This window comes from uncultured Apibacter sp. (assembly GCF_946479295.1).
Lineage (GTDB): Bacteria > Bacteroidota > Bacteroidia > Flavobacteriales > Weeksellaceae > Apibacter.
This window is the reverse complement of the sequence record NZ_CAMLFD010000001.1, coordinates 381,873-398,877: the sequence shown is the minus strand read 5'-3', so window position 1 is coordinate 398,877 and position 17,005 is coordinate 381,873. Positions and strand designations below refer to the sequence as shown.

Annotated in this window: 15 protein-coding genes; 10 read left to right on the top strand and 5 right to left on the bottom strand. The window is 28.3% G+C overall.

What is annotated here, in order from left to right:
• The first annotated feature begins 17 nt into the window (after positions 1-17).
• The 4 genes from Q0T35_RS01890 (at position 18) to Q0T35_RS01875 (ending at position 5,204) form a co-directional block, all read left to right on the top strand.
• Complete coding sequence (locus Q0T35_RS01890) at positions 18-1,130, top strand: efflux RND transporter periplasmic adaptor subunit (protein ID WP_293916494.1); 1,113 nt, start codon at positions 18-20, stop codon at positions 1,128-1,130.
• A gap of 354 nt (positions 1,131-1,484) precedes the next feature.
• A complete protein-coding gene (gene dnaG / locus Q0T35_RS01885; protein ID WP_295809633.1) occupies positions 1,485-3,422 on the top strand; it encodes a DNA primase in 1,938 nt (645 codons plus the stop codon).
• Positions 3,423-3,490: 68 nt separating this feature from the next.
• On the top strand, positions 3,491-4,132 hold the full coding sequence (locus Q0T35_RS01880) for a DUF47 family protein (protein ID WP_293916490.1): 642 nt from the start codon (positions 3,491-3,493) through the stop codon (positions 4,130-4,132).
• A gap of 7 nt (positions 4,133-4,139) precedes the next feature.
• Positions 4,140-5,204 carry an inorganic phosphate transporter gene (locus tag Q0T35_RS01875; protein WP_295840713.1) on the top strand — a complete coding sequence of 355 codons (1,065 nt, stop codon included), beginning with the start codon at positions 4,140-4,142 and terminating at the stop codon, positions 5,202-5,204.
• An 11-nt stretch (positions 5,205-5,215) separates the two neighbouring features.
• Here the strand turns inward: Q0T35_RS01875 and Q0T35_RS01870 are convergent, their stop codons facing one another.
• Together Q0T35_RS01870 and Q0T35_RS01865 are read right to left on the bottom strand one after the other, a co-directional pair.
• Positions 5,216-5,647, bottom strand: coding sequence for a nucleoside deaminase (locus Q0T35_RS01870; RefSeq protein WP_293916487.1), 432 nt, complete (start codon positions 5,645-5,647; stop codon positions 5,216-5,218).
• Positions 5,648-5,661: 14 nt separating this feature from the next.
• A complete protein-coding gene (locus Q0T35_RS01865; protein ID WP_295809640.1) occupies positions 5,662-6,567 on the bottom strand; it encodes an ion transporter in 906 nt (301 codons plus the stop codon).
• A 227-nt stretch (positions 6,568-6,794) separates the two neighbouring features.
• On the opposite strand from Q0T35_RS01865, the gene Q0T35_RS01860 reads away from it, so the two are divergent.
• From Q0T35_RS01860 to Q0T35_RS01835, 6 genes are all read left to right on the top strand, one after another.
• Entirely contained in the window at positions 6,795-7,271 is a 477-nt protein-coding gene (locus tag Q0T35_RS01860; RefSeq protein ID WP_293916484.1) for an AsnC family transcriptional regulator, read from the top strand.
• Between the two features lie 5 nt (positions 7,272-7,276).
• A complete protein-coding gene (locus Q0T35_RS01855) occupies positions 7,277-7,972 on the top strand; it encodes an NUDIX hydrolase (RefSeq protein ID WP_293916482.1) in 696 nt (231 codons plus the stop codon).
• A 114-nt stretch (positions 7,973-8,086) separates the two neighbouring features.
• Positions 8,087-8,488, top strand: coding sequence for a hypothetical protein (locus tag Q0T35_RS01850; protein WP_295840712.1), 402 nt, complete (start codon positions 8,087-8,089; stop codon positions 8,486-8,488).
• 13 nt (positions 8,489-8,501) lie between these two features.
• Positions 8,502-9,038 carry a YfiT family bacillithiol transferase gene (locus Q0T35_RS01845; protein WP_295809644.1) on the top strand — a complete coding sequence of 179 codons (537 nt, stop codon included), beginning with the start codon at positions 8,502-8,504 and terminating at the stop codon, positions 9,036-9,038.
• A 154-nt stretch (positions 9,039-9,192) separates the two neighbouring features.
• Positions 9,193-9,870 (top strand): tRNA (guanosine(37)-N1)-methyltransferase TrmD, encoded by a 678-nt coding sequence (gene trmD, locus Q0T35_RS01840; RefSeq protein ID WP_295809647.1) that lies wholly within the window; start codon positions 9,193-9,195, stop codon positions 9,868-9,870.
• A gap of 6 nt (positions 9,871-9,876) precedes the next feature.
• A complete protein-coding gene (locus Q0T35_RS01835) occupies positions 9,877-10,383 on the top strand; it encodes a DUF2480 family protein (protein WP_295809650.1) in 507 nt (168 codons plus the stop codon).
• A gap of 435 nt (positions 10,384-10,818) precedes the next feature.
• Here Q0T35_RS01835 and Q0T35_RS01830 read toward each other — a convergent pair whose 3' ends face one another.
• The 3 genes from Q0T35_RS01830 to Q0T35_RS01820 all read right to left on the bottom strand — a co-directional run bounded on the left by Q0T35_RS01830 (position 10,819) and on the right by Q0T35_RS01820 (position 16,927).
• The gene (locus Q0T35_RS01830; protein ID WP_295809653.1) at positions 10,819-12,975 is read right to left on the bottom strand and encodes a peptidase domain-containing ABC transporter; all 2,157 of its coding nucleotides are present in this window, start codon (positions 12,973-12,975) and stop codon (positions 10,819-10,821) included.
• A gap of 3 nt (positions 12,976-12,978) precedes the next feature.
• Entirely contained in the window at positions 12,979-14,049 is a 1,071-nt protein-coding gene (locus Q0T35_RS01825; protein WP_295840710.1) for an HlyD family efflux transporter periplasmic adaptor subunit, read from the bottom strand.
• A 2,023-nt stretch (positions 14,050-16,072) separates the two neighbouring features.
• Entirely contained in the window at positions 16,073-16,927 is an 855-nt protein-coding gene (locus tag Q0T35_RS01820; protein WP_293916470.1) for a prephenate dehydrogenase, read from the bottom strand.
• Between the last annotated feature and the right edge of the window lie 78 nt (positions 16,928-17,005).

The window sequence follows — 17,005 nt, the reverse complement described above, 5'->3', positions numbered from 1 at the left end:
AATTGAAATTAGTTATCATGAATAATAAAGTTCTTAAAATAGTTTTATCTATTGCTTTTATTGCACTTTTATTGTATTGTATTTGGTATGTAATAATAACCAATACACGGTCGAATGATAAGTTTGAGACAGAGTCTCCGGTAATTATGACTATTCAGCAAAAAGCTGTGGCAACCGGTAAAATTAACCCAAAAGAAAGGATTGAAATCAAACCTAATATTTCGGGAATCATAAAAGAAATATATATAAAAGAGGGTGATGAAGTAAAAGTAGGACAATTATTGGCTACCATTAAAGTTGTGCCGGTGGTATCTACTGTTAATACAGCTATGCAAAATATTAACTCTGCAGAAATTAAGTTAGCTAATCAAAAAAAAGTTTTCGATCGTCAAAAGCTTTTGTTTGGTCAAGGAGTTATTTCTAAGCAAGATTTCGAAAGCGCAGAAACAGAATATAAAATAGCTAAGCAAAATCTAAATCAAGCTCAAAAAGATTATGATATTGCTAAAACGGGTATAACTTCAGGATTAGAAGATTTAGCCAGTATCCAAGTTCGTTCCACGGCAAATGGACAGGCTTTGGAAGTCCCTGTAGAAGTAGGGGACCAAGTAATTGAAGCTAATACTTTTAATGCAGGAACAACTATTGCAAGTATAGCGGATATTAGTAAGATGATTTTTGAAGGTAAGGTTGATGAATCTGATGCAGGAAAAATGCACGAAGGAATGAAACTTAAAATAATTATCGGTGCTCTTCAAGATAAAGATATAAATGGAAGATTAACTTTTATTTCCCCTCAAGGTAAAGAAGAAAATGGAGCGGTAAAATATAAAATCAAAGCAGATATTATAATTCCTGAAGGTGTTTCTATACGTGCTGGATATAGTGCTAATGCAGAAGTAATTCTTAGTGAAAGAAAAAATATTTTAGCCATTAGAGAAGCTTTAATGCAATTTGACGGAGAAAAACCTTATTTGGAAGTTTTACAGTCTGATGGGAAATTTAAAAAAGTATATGTTAAATTAGGATTATCTGACGGAATATATGTACAAGTTAAAGGTATTTCTAAGAACGATAAATTAAAAATTTGGAATACTTCCGATCAAGATAAATCAGAAAGAAAAAAATAGTTATCATATATAAAAAACAATTGTAAAGCATCTGATTTTTTCTTCAGATGCTTTTTTATTATAAGAAAACTGAATATTTGATTAAATAATTCAAAAATAATTTATAACTAAATACTATAAATTTCACTAAAAGAAGATACTACTCCATTGACTTTAATAAAATAAAGTAATAATACTTCTTAAAATGAATATATATCTAAAAACTTTAAATTTAATATCCCTTTTACTATTACCATTAATGTATTAAATATCAATCATAATATAATATTTTTAAAACAAAAGTCAACATAATTTGTAGCATTAGGTAAAGAAACTTATCAGACGATAAATTTAAATTAACGTATTTTTGTATTTATGATTTCCAAAGAGACCATAGATAAGATTTTTTCTACAGCCAGAGTGGAAGAAGTAATTTCCGATTTTATAAATCTTAAAAAATCGGGGAGTAATTATAAAGGTTTGAGCCCATTTGTAGATGAAAAAACTCCATCATTTATGGTTTCCCCATCAAAACAGATTTGGAAAGATTTTTCATCCGGAAAAGGAGGTAATGTGGTTACATTCATCATGGAACAAGAACATTACACGTATCCAGAAGCTTTACGTTACCTGGCAAAAAAATATAATATTGAAATTGAGGAGGATAGTAAAGAGCAGACTGAAACTCAAAAAGAAATTCAATTAAATAAAGAAAGCCTATATCAATTATCTGAAGTAGCTAATGAATATTTTCAGAATCAACTTTGGAAAACCGAAGAAGGCAATAATATAGGTATTTCTTATTTTAGAGAAAGAAGTATACGCGATGATATTATTAAACAATTTCAATTAGGCTATTCCCCTAGGGAATGGGAAGCTTTTACGCAATTCGCATTTAATAAGGGATATAAAAAAGAGATATTAGAACAATCCGGTTTAACCATATTTAAAGATGTAACAGATAAAGGTTTTGATCGTTTTAGAGAAAGAGTAATTTTTCCCATTCATAGTTTTTCAGGAAGAGTATTAGGTTTTGGAGGACGAATACTACAAAATAACGTAAAAGCATCTAAATATTTAAATTCGCCTGAAAGTGAAATTTATCATAAGAGTCAGGTTCTATATGGATTATTTCATGCAAAGTCTTTTATCATTAAAGAAGATAATTGTTTTTTGGTAGAAGGCTATATGGATGTGATATCCCTCTATCAGAATGGTATTAAAAATGTAGTAGCGTCTTCAGGTACTTCACTAACTGTCGAACAAATACGACTAATAAAAAGGTTAACTAATAATATAACCATTTTATATGATGGAGATCAAGCTGGAATAAAAGCTTCTTTTAGAAGCATAGACATGATTCTTGAACAAGAGATGAATGTTAAGGTTTTATTATTTCCTGATGGAGAAGACCCGGACAGCTTCGCGAGAAAACATACTGCTGATGAAATAGAACTATTTTTTAAAGAAAACAGTAAAGATTTTATTCGCTTTAAAACCGATATATTACTAGGAGAAACCAATGGAGACCCGATAAAAAAAGCAGGATTAATTAGGGACATTGTTGGAAGTATAGCTTTGATTAAAAATCTAATTCAAAGAGAGATTTATGTAAAAGAATGCTCGCGTATATTAGATATTTCAGAGCAAGTATTATTTAGTGAGTTAGCCCAATTAACCCAACAAAATACTCAAACAGGAGTCAGTAGTAATAAAAGGCAGCAAGTTGTATTGCAACCCGTTGATAAATCTCAACAAGAAGAGATAGATTTTACTTATAAAATTGAAGAAGATATTCTAGAATTGCTTCTTTCATACGGAGATCACCAAATAGTAATAAGTTATTTAGAGGAAGAAGAACCTTATACCACAACAGTAATTGAAGAAATAGTTCAGAGGTTTAAAGAAGATGATTTGCAATTGACCATAGATTTTTATAATAAAATTTATTTAGAAATAATCGAAGGTATAGAAAATAATCAATTAAGAACCGGAGAATATTTTGTTAAATCAAAAGAAGATGATATCACTCAATTTGCTGCAGGGAAATTGCTAAAGAAATACTCAATTAGTAACAATTGGGAACTTAAAGAAATTTATGTTCCTACGTTAGAACAAAATTTATCAAAAAATACAAAAGATGTAATTCTTAAATATAAAGCAATAAGAATTTCAGAAATAAATAAAAAATTAGCTAAAGAATTAAGTTCCGGTGAAATATCAGAAGAAAGAAGATTGGAAATATTTAATCAAATTATGACGTTGGATAAACTTCTTAAACAAATACATAGACTTGAAAATCGTGTAATTTAAAAAAAGATATATTGATTAATTTAAAATTCGATATATTTGCTTACATAAAGTAAACTAAAAAGCAAGCTATGGGTATTAGTGCATTTTTTAGATTATTTCAACCGAAAGATAAGGTTTTCTATACTTTATTCGAACAAGTTGTTGATAATCTGGCTGCCATGTCGAAAGATATGGTAGAGGGGATGAAATCACAAGAAACTATAACAGAGGCATTTTATAAGAAAATGGAAGATTATGAACATGCTAATGATAAGTTATCACACAGCATATTTATAGAATTAGGAAAAAATTTCATTACCCCTTTCGATCGAGAGGATATCCATCAATTAACTTCAGCACTTGATGATATTGCAGATATATTATATGCATCATGTAAATATATTATGCTATATAAGTCACCTTATATTCCAGCCTATTTTACTTTTGCAAATCTTATCCATGATTGCGTATTAGAGCTCCAAAAAGCAGTTTATAATCTTAGAAATTTTAAAAAACCTAAAGAAGTTTTAGCTTCTTGTGTGGAAATAAATAGGATTGAAAACGTAGCTGACGATTTTTTCAGTAAGGAAATTGGTGCATTATTTGAAAGTAAAAGAGATGTATTGGATATTATAAAACTGAAGAACGTATTGGAATACTTAGAAGACGTTACAGATAAATGTGAAGACTCAGCTAATATAATAGAATCTATCTTAGTTAAATACTCATAAACACTTTATGGCTTTACTTGTAACTATCGTGATATTAGCATTAATATTTGATTATATTAATGGGTTTCATGATTCGGCAAATTCAATTGCCACCATTGTTTCGACAAAAGTATTAACTCCTTTTCAAGCTGTTCTTTGGGCAGCATTTTTTAATTTTGTTGCTTATTTTGTTTCCTTATATATTGTTGGAGAATTTAAAATTGGAAATACCATAGCAAAATCAGTTCATGAAAATTTTATTACTCTGGAAGTTATTTTTTCAGGGCTGGTAGCAGCAATTATTTGGAATTTATTTACATGGTGGGCCGGAATTCCATCTTCTTCTTCCCATACATTAATCGGAGGATTTATAGGAGCGGCCGTTGCCCATATAGGAGGATTTAGTCAAGCAGGACAAACAGTTATAAATTATCCGGTCGTAATACCTATAATATTATTTATATTCATAGCTCCTGTCATAGGAATGATAGTTTCATCAATTATTACATTAATAATTATGAATATTTGTAGAAATGCCAATCCTTATAAAGCAGATAAATGGTTTAAAAAATTACAATTAGTTTCATCAGCAGCTTTCAGCATTGGACATGGAGGAAACGATGCACAGAAAGTAATGGGTATTATTGGAGCAGCATTTATCTATTTTGAAGTTAATATTGCTCATTCTATGGAATATATGAACCTAACAACAGCTGAACGATTCCAGCATTTCACTACAGATTATTGGTGGGTACCTATAAGTAGCTTTATAGCAATTGCATTGGGAACCATGTCGGGTGGATGGAAAATCATAAAAACAATGGGAACCCGTATCACGAAAGTAACTCCTTTAGAAGGAGTTACGGCGGAAATATCAGGGGCAATAACTTTATTCTTAAGTGAGCATTGGGGAATACCGGTAAGTACTACCCACACTATAACAGGATCCATTATAGGAGTAGGTTTAGTTAAAAGGGTGTCTGCAGTGCGTTGGGGAATTACTATTAAATTGTTATGGGCATGGGTGCTTACCATTCCGGTTAGTGCAGTACTTGCAATGATTGTTTATTCAATAGTAAAACTGTTTATGTAACAAATACATTTTTATCTTTTTGACTCAAAAAAATTTTTAAGTAATAAAGAGCATTCATTTTCTAAAATACCTGATACATATTCTGTTTTCGGATGCAGTGATAATCCTTTTGACAAAAAACCTCTATTTTTATCTGAGGTACCTACAACAACCCTGCTTATTTGAGACCAATATAAGGCTCCGGCACACATCGTACAGGGTTCAAGAGTAACATATAAAGTACAATTTATAAGGTATTTTGCCCCTAGTAAATTACTTGCAGCAGTAATAGCTTGCATTTCCGCATGAGCGGTAACATCAACTAACAATTCTGTTAAATTATATGATTTAGCTAAAATTTTATTATTGGCAACAATTAGGGCACCTACCGGTATTTCATCTTTGAAAAAAGCTTCTTTTGCAAGCTGTAAAGCAATTTTCATATAATATTCGTCGGTAAACATATAATTATAAGAAGTCAGTTATTCTTTGCGTTATCTTTTATAGGTTCATTCAGAATATGTCCGCAATGTTTGCAGTAAATAGCATCAGCTTCATTATTAATTGTATTACAAAAATTGCATTTTTTGACATTTAATTCGTTTTTCTTATTTCTTCTGTACTCAGCAGATAATAATCCCGCCGGAACTGAAATAATAGAATATCCCAAGATCATAATACCGGATGCGATAATTTTACCCAAAACAGTGGTAGGAGCTACATCACCATATCCGACCGTTGTTAAAGTAACTACTGCCCAATACATCGATTGAGGAATGCTGGAAAAGCTATTACGATTTCTTCCGCCTTCAATTACATACATTAAAGAACCTAAAATTAACGTTGTGATTATAATAAAATATAAAAACACAAATATTTTGCGTTTGCTTCTTTTCAATGAAATTAAAAGGGAATTGCTTTCATCAATATACGTTCCCATTTTAAAAATTCTGAATACTCGTAAAAGTCTTAATATTCGTATAATTGATAAAAAATGAGATTTTACAAAAAATATACTTAAATAGGTAGGAATAATGGATAATAAATCGATAATTCCATAGAAACTGGTGGAATATTTTTTTGCTTTTTTTGCGGTGGATATTCTTAAAATATATTCTACAGTAAAAGAAATAGTGACCCACCAATCTAAAATATAAAGCCAAAATCCTATTTTCGAGCTAATTCCCGGAACACTTTCCAGCATAATAATGAGCGTACTTAGAGTAATAAAAAAAAGAAGAATTACATCAAAAATTTTACCTCTAATCGTATCAGATTCGAAAATAATTTCATAAAGTTCAGCTTTCCATGTAGCTGTACCTTTTTTACATTCAGGTGTTTTACCTATAAAAAATAATTTTATTTCTTTTATAATTTTTTTCAAAACTAAATTATTAATACTAAAAAAAATATCTTATTATCAATTAATTTGATAACAAAGATAAAAATAAAATTAATTATACTTAAAATCAATGAGTAGAATTGTTCATTTAGTAGAGATTTTGTTTAAATTTTAAAGAATTTGTATAAAAACATACATAGGTTGAAGATTAATTTTATATATTTGTAAAATAAAGATAAATTAAATTAACAAACAATAAAGTTTTTACCATGAAAGAGAAATTTTATATAGATGAAACTGATAAAAGAATTTTACAATTTTTATCTATTAATACCAGAATGCCTTTTACTGAAATTGCAAAAAAAATGGATGTATCCGCAGGAACTATACACGTAAGAGTTAAAAAGATGGAAGATGTAGGGGTTATCAAAGGAACTTGTTTAAATATTGATTACAATATTTTGGGATATAGCTTTATAGCTTATGTAGGAATTTTGTTGACTAAATCAAGTAAAACTCAAAGCGTATTAGAGAAATTAGCAGCTATTCCAAATGTGACAACTGCGAATGTAATTTCAGGGAAATATAATATTTATTGTAAAATTAGCGCTAAAGATGCTGAAGATGCAAAAAATGTTATTTATAAAATAGATGATATTGACGATGTTTTAAGAACAGAAAGTATGATTTCACTAGAAGAAAGCATCAACGATCAAAACCGATTAATGGATGCTTTGTTTAAATAAAAATAATGCTTCCTGAAGAAAAAGAAATTTATTTTAAGGTAGCCATATCTGTTTCTTTGGTTTTGTTTGGTTTTGATGGTGAAAGGTTGCGTATTTTACTGAGTAATGATACAAATAACGGTCCATTTAAAGGCGCTCAACTTCTGCCCTCTGTATATGTGAAAGCCCATGAAGGTATTGATTCTAATTTAGAAAAATTAGTGTTTTTACATACACAAAAAGATTATATCTTCGTTGAACAATTAAAAGCTTTTGCAAAAGTTTTTAGAAATCCTTTAGGAAGAGTAGTTAATATAGCTTATTACGCTACAGTGAAGCTAGACGATGAGCTTCTAAAATATTCTAAGGATAGGGGTGAAGAATGGGTTGAATACTCTAAAATTCCGGATTTGGCTTTTGACCATAATGATATAATAGATTATGCAAAAGAACGGTTAAAACGAAGAGTAAAAAGAAGACCAATAGGATTTTATTTGTTGCCTGAACATTTTACCATATCTCAATTACAAAAATTATATGAAACCGCTTTAAACCGAGAAATGGATAAAAGAAATTTCAGAAAAAAAATAGTAAATTCTCAATTAATTATTGAAACAGATTTAATAGATAATTCTACGTCTAGAAAATCTGCTAAGTTATATAAGTTTGATGCAGAAAAATATGAGAAACTAAGTCTGAAAGGTTACGATTTTTTATTTTAAATTATCTAGATACGAGATAAGAAGTATAAATACAGGAGGAATATTATTCCTCCTGTATTCGTTATATCCCTATAAATTTTTTGTACATTTACTTTGGTTATAAATAGATAAAATATGAGTTCTGATGAAGAAATTTTCGGTAAACGTCCTAAGGAATATTTTCAGGTAAAAGAAAAAAAATCTGTAACATTTATATTTTCATGTCTATATATGGGTTTTATGGGCTTTATACCTATTTTTCTCGGAATTTTAGGTTTTATGAAAATATATTTTCCGGGTGCCTCAACTTGGTTTTTTGTCTCAAATATTGTTTTAGGCATACTTATGATCATAGGTGCAATAGCTACCTTTAATTTCTTCAAAATGGGAATATATCTCTTTGGCTTGACTTTAATATTAGATATTTTATTTCATTTATCATTAGGCTTTGAAGAATTAGATGCTATTAACGGATTATATTTATTTATCGGTTTTGCCTTAGTTCCAATTATACCAAGATGGAAATTATTTAAATAAAAATATAACAAACATGTTAAATCTTGAAAAACTTAAATATCCGATAGGTAAGTTTGAAATGCCTGAAAATGTTTCTCAACAAGAATTGGAACAGTGGATTATTCAGATAAAATCTTTACCTGAAAGATTAAGAAAAGAAGTGCAAACACTAAAAGAGGAACAGTTGAATACCCCTTATAGACCAGAGGGATGGACAGTTAGGCAGGTTATTCATCATTTGGCTGATAGTCATATGAATTCGTTTATCAGGATAAAATTAGCATTAACTGAAAATAATCCTGTAATTAAACCTTACTATGAGAAACGATGGGCAGAATTGCCTGATAGTCTAAATTTTCCAATAGCCTCTTCTTTAACTATAGTTGAAGGAGTACACGAAAGATGGGGATATTTATTAGAACAACTTACAGAAGAAGATCTTAAGAAGACTTTCATTCACCCAGGAATTAATAAAGAATTTACAATAAAAGAATCTATTGGAACGTATGCCTGGCATGGTAATCATCACTTAGCCCATATAACTCACCTAAAAGAAACAAAAAATTGGTAAAAAATGTTTAAGTTCGAAAAATAGAGAATATTAAAATATTACATTTAATTAGCTATTTTAATAAAATTGTTATTTCTAGAAAATAACAATACTAATTCATTAATAAAGAAATAAGGTTCAATAAATTATTGAAAATTGTATTAGAGAATAGAGTATGAGAATAGATATAATAAGCGTGGTACCGGATTTATTGAAAAGTCCTTTACAGCAATCCATTATGAAAAGAGCGCAAGACAAAGGACTCGTACAAATTCATTTTCACGATTTAAGAGAATATGCGAAAGGAAATTATCGTCAAGTAGATGATACCCAATACGGAGGGGGAGCAGGAATGGTCCTTATGATTGAACCTATTGATAAATGCATTTCCAAATTATTATTAGAAAGAAATTATGATGAAATAATTTATATGACTCCCGATGGTGAAACCTTGAATCAAAAGACTTGCAATACCTTATCATTAAAAGAAAATATTATCATACTTTGCGGACATTATAAAGGAGTAGATCATAGAGTTCGAGATATGTTTATAACACGGGAAATTTCGATAGGAGATTACGTTTTGAGCGGAGGAGAACTTGGAGCATGTGTTTTAGTAGATGCGGTAGTTAGGTTACTTCCAGGTGTATTAAATGATGAAACATCAGCCCTTTATGATTCCTTTCAGGATGATTTGCTAGCGCCTCCGGTATATACAAGACCGGAAGAATATAAGAGTTTAAAGGTACCCGAAATTCTATTAAGCGGTAATTTTGCTAAAATAGATGAATGGAGACATGAAATGTCTTATAAACGTACGAAAGAAAGAAGGCCTGACTTATTAAATGAATAATTTACGATGGATGAAATTATAAATAAAGTAGAAAAAAGCGGGCTTATTACCATTGATTTAGAAGATTTTTATCCTAAAGAAAAAAGAGTACTGTTTGATTTAAAAGATTATCTATATGAAGGTTTAGTCCTTAAAGAAAAAGATTTTCGAGAAAAACTTTCAAAATTAGATTGGGAAATATATAAAAATACCTATGTCGCTATAATTTGTTCTTCTGATGTTATTATACCTTCCTGGTCTTACTTGTTAATTGCTAGTTATTTAACAGGAATAGCTAAGTTGATATCATTCGGAACACTGGAAGACCTTGAAAGAGATATTTACACTGAAATTATAGAAAAAATGGATAAAGAAACATATCAAGATAAAAAAATTATTATTAAAGGATGTTCTCGTAAACCGGTTCCACAAAACGCATATCTACAACTTATACAAATGTTAAAACCTCTGGCTTCCTCACTAATGTTTGGAGAGGCTTGCAGCACCGTACCTATATATAAAAGAAAAAAGTAATTTTATTAATAATCTTAAGAGATCTGAAATAACTTAGATACTTACTAAAGCTAATTATAAATATTTAAACTATCTATAATTTATCTTGCTTTATGAAAAATATAGTTAATGGAACAAATGATAATTTAGATAATGAAAAATCTATTTTTTGAATTAGATTCATACAAAATAATTAAGGAATGATCTATGGTAAAGAAAAAATAAGAATATTTACATTCAATTTTACAATTAGTTGATTATAAAATATATATTTTGGAGGACCATTTAGCAGCAGCTTAGGTATTATAATCAAAGTTATATTTGAAAATTAAGTAAAACTAATATTATTTTAATATCTTTTCATATAATTAAAATTATAGCCTTTTTTAAAGAATGTTATTTTATTGATCAATTAGGTAGGTCGTCACTAAACGTTCTAAATAAATCTCTATTTTATTATATAACCAAAGTTTGTTTTTTCCAAAGAGAAGCATACTTTCCATCTAAATTAATTAATTCCTTATGTGATCCTTGTTCTATTATTTTTCCTTTGTCGATAACAATTATGTTATCAGCAAAAGCAATAGTACTTAATCTATGAGCTATAATAATCATAGTTTTATCCATGCTTTTGAAGTCAAGTAATGTTTTTTGTATGATCTGCTCAGACTCAGAATCTAATGAAGAAGTTGCTTCATCTAGAATTAAAATTTCAGGATCTTTATAAAGAGCTCGAGCTATAGCAATTCTTTGTTTTTGTCCCCCTGAAAGTATTGAGCCATTTTCACCCAAATAGGTTTTGAAACCATTAGGTAGATTTTCAATAAATTCTATAATTCCAACATTTTTAGTTATATTTATAATCTTCTGAATGTCTGGGAAATCTTCACCTATTGCTATATTTTCTATAACATTTCCTGAAAATAGATCAATTTGTTGAGGTACTGTAGAAATTAATTTCCGAAGTGAATAATTTGAAATATAATTTAAATCGTAATTTCCTATACTTATTTTTCCGCTTTTTAAAGGATATAATTTTTGAAGCAAAGAAGCTATAGTGGTTTTGCCGGATCCACTTTCACCAACGATAGCAGTAGTTTTCCCTTTAGGGATAATGCAGCTAAAATCTTTGAAAACAGTAACCTTACTTCCATAACTAAATGTGATCTTATCAAACTCTATGTTGCCAACGTTTTCTCTTGTTAATTCAAAATTATTAGTAGTTTCTTCTCTTTCAAGATCCATAATTTCAAAAAGACGATCTGCAGCAATAATTGCACTTTGAATTGTTTTATTCAATCCAATTAACTCTAATAAGGGTGTATTAAAATAACCGATTAAAGCGTAAAACGATAATAATTCTCCTGGTGTAATGATTTGTTTTATCGCATATCTTGATCCTATCCATAAAAGAATGATAGTAAAAATTTTCGTTAGAAATTCAGTAGAGCTTATAGGAAGAATTGAATTTAATACAGATTTATAAATTGTATTAATAAGTTTAGTGAAAAGATTATCTGTTTTATTGTTTTCAAAAGTTTCTATTCCAAATTGTTTAATTGTAGTAATAGAATTAATAGATTCGACTAAATGAGACTCTAACTCTGCAGAATTTTCCATTTCTTGACGCTCAATTTTTTTGCTATTATTATTTGTTAACCAATAAATTACAGAATATATAGGGATAACTAAAGATATGATTAGTGCCAATTTCCAATTATAATAGAACATGAGTATAAATGAAAAAATAATAGTAAAGAAATTAACAAATATCTGAATAGCAACATCATTTATAAAAGAACGAATTTTAACAGCATCATTTATTCTTGATATGATTTCTCCAATTTTCATGGTGTCAAAAAAGCGTTGAGGTAAATCTAAAAGATGTTTGTAATATCCTAAAATTAAATGTTTATCTATTTTTTGCCCCGTTTTTAGCATTAATATGCTTTTAATACTATTTATATAAATTTGAAAAAATAATATTATAATCATGCCGACTGATAATATATTTAATAGTCTTAAATTTCCATCAATTAAAACATAGTCTGTTATTTTTTCAATATAAATAGGCATTGATAGACCCAGAATTGTATAAATTATGGAGCCTAAAAGACATTGTAATAATATAGCTTTATGTGGATTAATTAAATTCCAAAATCTTATGTAGATATTAACTTTTTCATTGCGTTGTTCGAAATATTCATTTGGCTCCAGTAAGATTATTACGCCAGACCAAATTTTTGAAAATTCTTCTAATGTTTTTGTCTCAATTTCTCCTTTAAAAGGGTCCATATAGGATATAGTATTTTTATAAACTTTATAAATAACTACATAATGATGCATGGTCTCGTTTAAAATGATATGCGCGATAGAAGGTAAAGGGATTTTGGTAATTGAATCTAAACCGCCCTTAACACCTTTTGCGTTAAAACCGAGATCATTAAGGCCTTGAATCATTCCAAGCACGTTAGTTCCTCTGGTATCGGTATGGCAAATTTGACGTACTTTAGCAATTGAAATAGATTTTCCATAATGAGCACATATGGAAACTAAACATGCGGCTCCACAATCTTTAAAATCATGTTGTTTTACAAGGATTTTTTTCTTCATTACTTATTCTTTTAGGCTTGGATTAAACCAATCATCGAGACGGTCAAATAATAATTGCCATAATGTACGGTCAGTTAAATGAAAACGAGCGGTAAGAGTCATCCCTTTTTCAATATTTCCTTTATGTCCATTTTTTAACTGTAAGAAATTTTTATCCATTGAGCAAAATACTTTAAAGTAATTTTCTCCTGTTTTCTCATTTGAAGTAAGATATTGTTCAATTTTTATAACTTTACCTGTTAATAGCCCCCATTGATTGTAATTATATGTATCCATTTGAATTTTAACATCTTGCTCAAGATGTATAAATCCGATATCTTTGGAAGAAACATAGACTTCAACAACTATCTTATCTTCGGGAGATATTACTCCAATTTCTTCTCCTTCGATGATGTAAGATTCTTTTTGTTTCCCTTTAAAATTCATTAACTTACCTGAAATTGGAGAAATTATAATATAATTTTCAGCTTCCTGGCCTAATCTATTAAATTCGGATTTGAGCTCATTAATTTTCCTTTCAGTTTCTCTTTTTTGTGCTTCCCATTGTGCTATCTGTTTTTCTCTAATCGTTGAGATTTGTTTTTTTAAATTTTCAAACTTAGATAGCTCTTTATCATATTCCGATTGCGATATTACACCTTCCATATATAAAATTTCAGCTCTTTTAAAATCTTTATTTGCAAGGTTGACTTCGGCTTGAATTTGTGCAATATTTTCAAGCATGGCGGTGACTTCTTTTTGGTATTGTCCGGTTTCTAATAGTTGAAAATTACCCGTAACAATTTTATTAAGATCATTTAATTGAGCATAACTATCTGAAAGATGAGAGCGTTGTAAATTTTTTTGAGTTTCTAATTGTTGCGTTGTTATTACTAAAAGAGTGTCGCCTTTCTTAATAATTTGATTATTGTGTGTTAGATTATTTATTACTATTCTTCCGCTGACTATTGAAATAATTGTTACATTTTCATTATAAGAACGTATGATGCCTCTGGAAGAAGAATTTATCGGAATATGTACTATTGGAAGAAAAATAAATATTAATAAAATAAATATTAATATTGGTAAATACATCTTTATCATAGTAGTATAATAAATATATACAAATATACAAATTGATACAAATATAGTTATATTTTACGTTGTATATTCAATTTATATGTTTATTAGTGTTTATATTTAATTGTAAATAATATTTAATAACTATTGAAAAATTTGTATAATTATTTTAGGGTATTGTTTTAAAGTTATTATAATTAGTTTAAGTATAAATTCCCTAGATGTCATAAAAAAATATTTTCAAAAGATGTTCGCGAAGACAGCCGGTATAAAGCACATGCTATAACTTATACAAAAATTAAAATCTATGGCTTTCTTACTCAAGTTTAAAGAAGTATAAAACGTTGTTTCTATATATAAAGTAAAAAAAATGTAGAGATTTAGATGGTTTTATCTAAAACTGATTTTAATCATTATAGGTTTATATGGATTCATATACATATAATTTAAAATGATAAAAAATTATTGTAATGTACTTTATATATATTAATATTATTTCTATAATAAATTAATTAGTATTAATAAATAGATCTAAAAAAAATGATATTATAATTATCGTGATTATGTATAGGGGGATAAAATGTAAATTTTTGAAATAATAATAAGAAAATAATATGATGAAAAATTCAATATCATTGGATGTGAGATAACTTGTTTAAAAATAGTAAGTTAATGTGGGGGAGTATGGAGCTTTTTGTCCGTTTATGAGAGGTTTCAATAATAATTAAATTAGAAATTACTTACGGTCTTGCATTTTAATAAACCTTTTTATTTAATTAGTGGAATAATAAAATTAAAATCTTTATTTTAGAACTCATAAGGGTTTCGATAAAATCTATTTCTTTTACGATTTATTTTTGATTTGATTAATTTTTTAATAATTCATATAAATGTTCAGTTTTTCCATTTTCTAGGTAAGATTTAAATTTCGTAGGTTTATTAAGATAAATATTGGGTATACGTAAAATATACTTGAGTTTTTGTTCAAAAATAAGGAGTCATATATCCGCAGGGCTTTTTGTTAAACGTTAAGTTGAGGTAAATCTTTCTGAAGCAAATTTGATTAAAGTTGACTGGGTGTATTCTATATCAATAAGTACTACAATCGAAGAAGGTTTATCTAAAATAATAGGTAGTAATTTCATGCTTACACCTACAGGAGCGTAAATAATAATTGGATCAGAATCGCAAACAGTCTCTTCCGAAGATAATTGTATTAGTAATTTTTAATCTAATTTTAGCTATATATAGTCTTTTGTTTATGATAAAATATATATTATTTGTCAATATCTTTATAAATATAATATAATAAAATATGATATTTATCATTAATATGGATAATAATTAAAAATATGATATATATTTACAATAATAATAAAAAAATAATATTATGAAAAATTTAAAATTGTTGAACGTAAGAGAACTAACTGAAGAAGAATTAGTTAAAACAGAAGGTGGAGGATTAATCCACGTTGTTGGAAATGGCTTACGTAAGGTCGAAAAAGTGATTATAAAGTTACTTTTTTAATTAATAAAGGGCTTACTGAAATGTAAGCCCTTTTATTTAATTAGTGACATCTAAAATAATAACAAAAAATATTAATTAAACCTATTAAAGAAAATATTGATATAAAATAGATAAAAATTTATTGTTTTTAGGAAAAGATAAATTACTAAAAAAATACTTTATTTCATTTGCATTTTAAGGCTAACTAAATATCAAGGAGGAATAATTTTATTTAACAAACAACGAAAGAGTTTTGAAATTGGTTGGACATCTACATAACCCAATCATATGGATGGTTAAGTTGTTAAAAATTTATTTTGTTTTATAAAAATATAATTGATGGTAAAATGATAATTTTGATAACGAAAAGCTATTAGTTATAATTTTTCCAATTTAAAGGGAATAATTTTTTAAATTATGAAACAATAGATGTTTTGCAAAATCTAATCTCGCCAACAATAAAAGTATTCACCCTTTAGAATAATTTAAGTAAAAATTTTATTTACAATCCAATAAGGGCTTTAATATAATTTATTTCTTTTCCAATTTATTTTTGATTCGATTAGCTTCCTTTATAAATTCATATAGATGTTCAGTTTCTCCATTTTCTAGGTAAGATTTAAATTCCGTGAGTTTATTAAGATAAGTATTGAGTATAGGTAAAATATATTTGGAATTTTGTTCAAAAATGGGAAGCCACATATCCACAGAGCTTTTTGCCAGACGTACAGTTGAGGCAAATCCTCCCGAAGCCAAATTGAATATGGCGGCATCATCTTTTTCTTTTTCGAGGACAGAGACAGCTAGAGCATAGGAAATAGCATGAGAAAGATGAGATACATAGCCAACATGTTCATCATGAGACTCTGCATCCATAAGCACCAAACGGGAACCTAATTTCGAATACACTTCAGAAACTAGTTCCACGGCTTTAGGGGATGAATCTTCAGGGTTACATATGATTGCAGCCCTATCTTTAAATAATCCATGAAAAGCAGCAGAAGGACCGCTATATTCCGTTCCCGCCATAGGATGAGAAGCTACATAGAACTTTCTTTTTATATGATTTTTTACTTTTTCGATTAAGGATGATTTGGTGGATCCAACATCCATAAGTACTGCATTTGAAGGAAGCCTATCTAAAATAGCCGGCAGTAGTTTCATGCTTACATCCACGGGAGTGGAAAGAATAATTAAATCAGATGCGCAAACAGCTTCTTCCAAAGACATAATAGCATCGGCAATGGATAATTCCAAAGCCTGTTTCTCATGGAGTTTAGATTTATCAACACCGATAATTTTTGATGCAAATCCACTTTTTTTAAGATCTAAGGCTATTGAACCACCAATTAGACCTAATCCGATTACACTTACTGTTTTTGACATAGCTATAAATTCAAAGGTAAAAAAAATCGGTTCTTAAAGAAAGAAACCGATTTATAATTTTTTTTAATATATAATTGT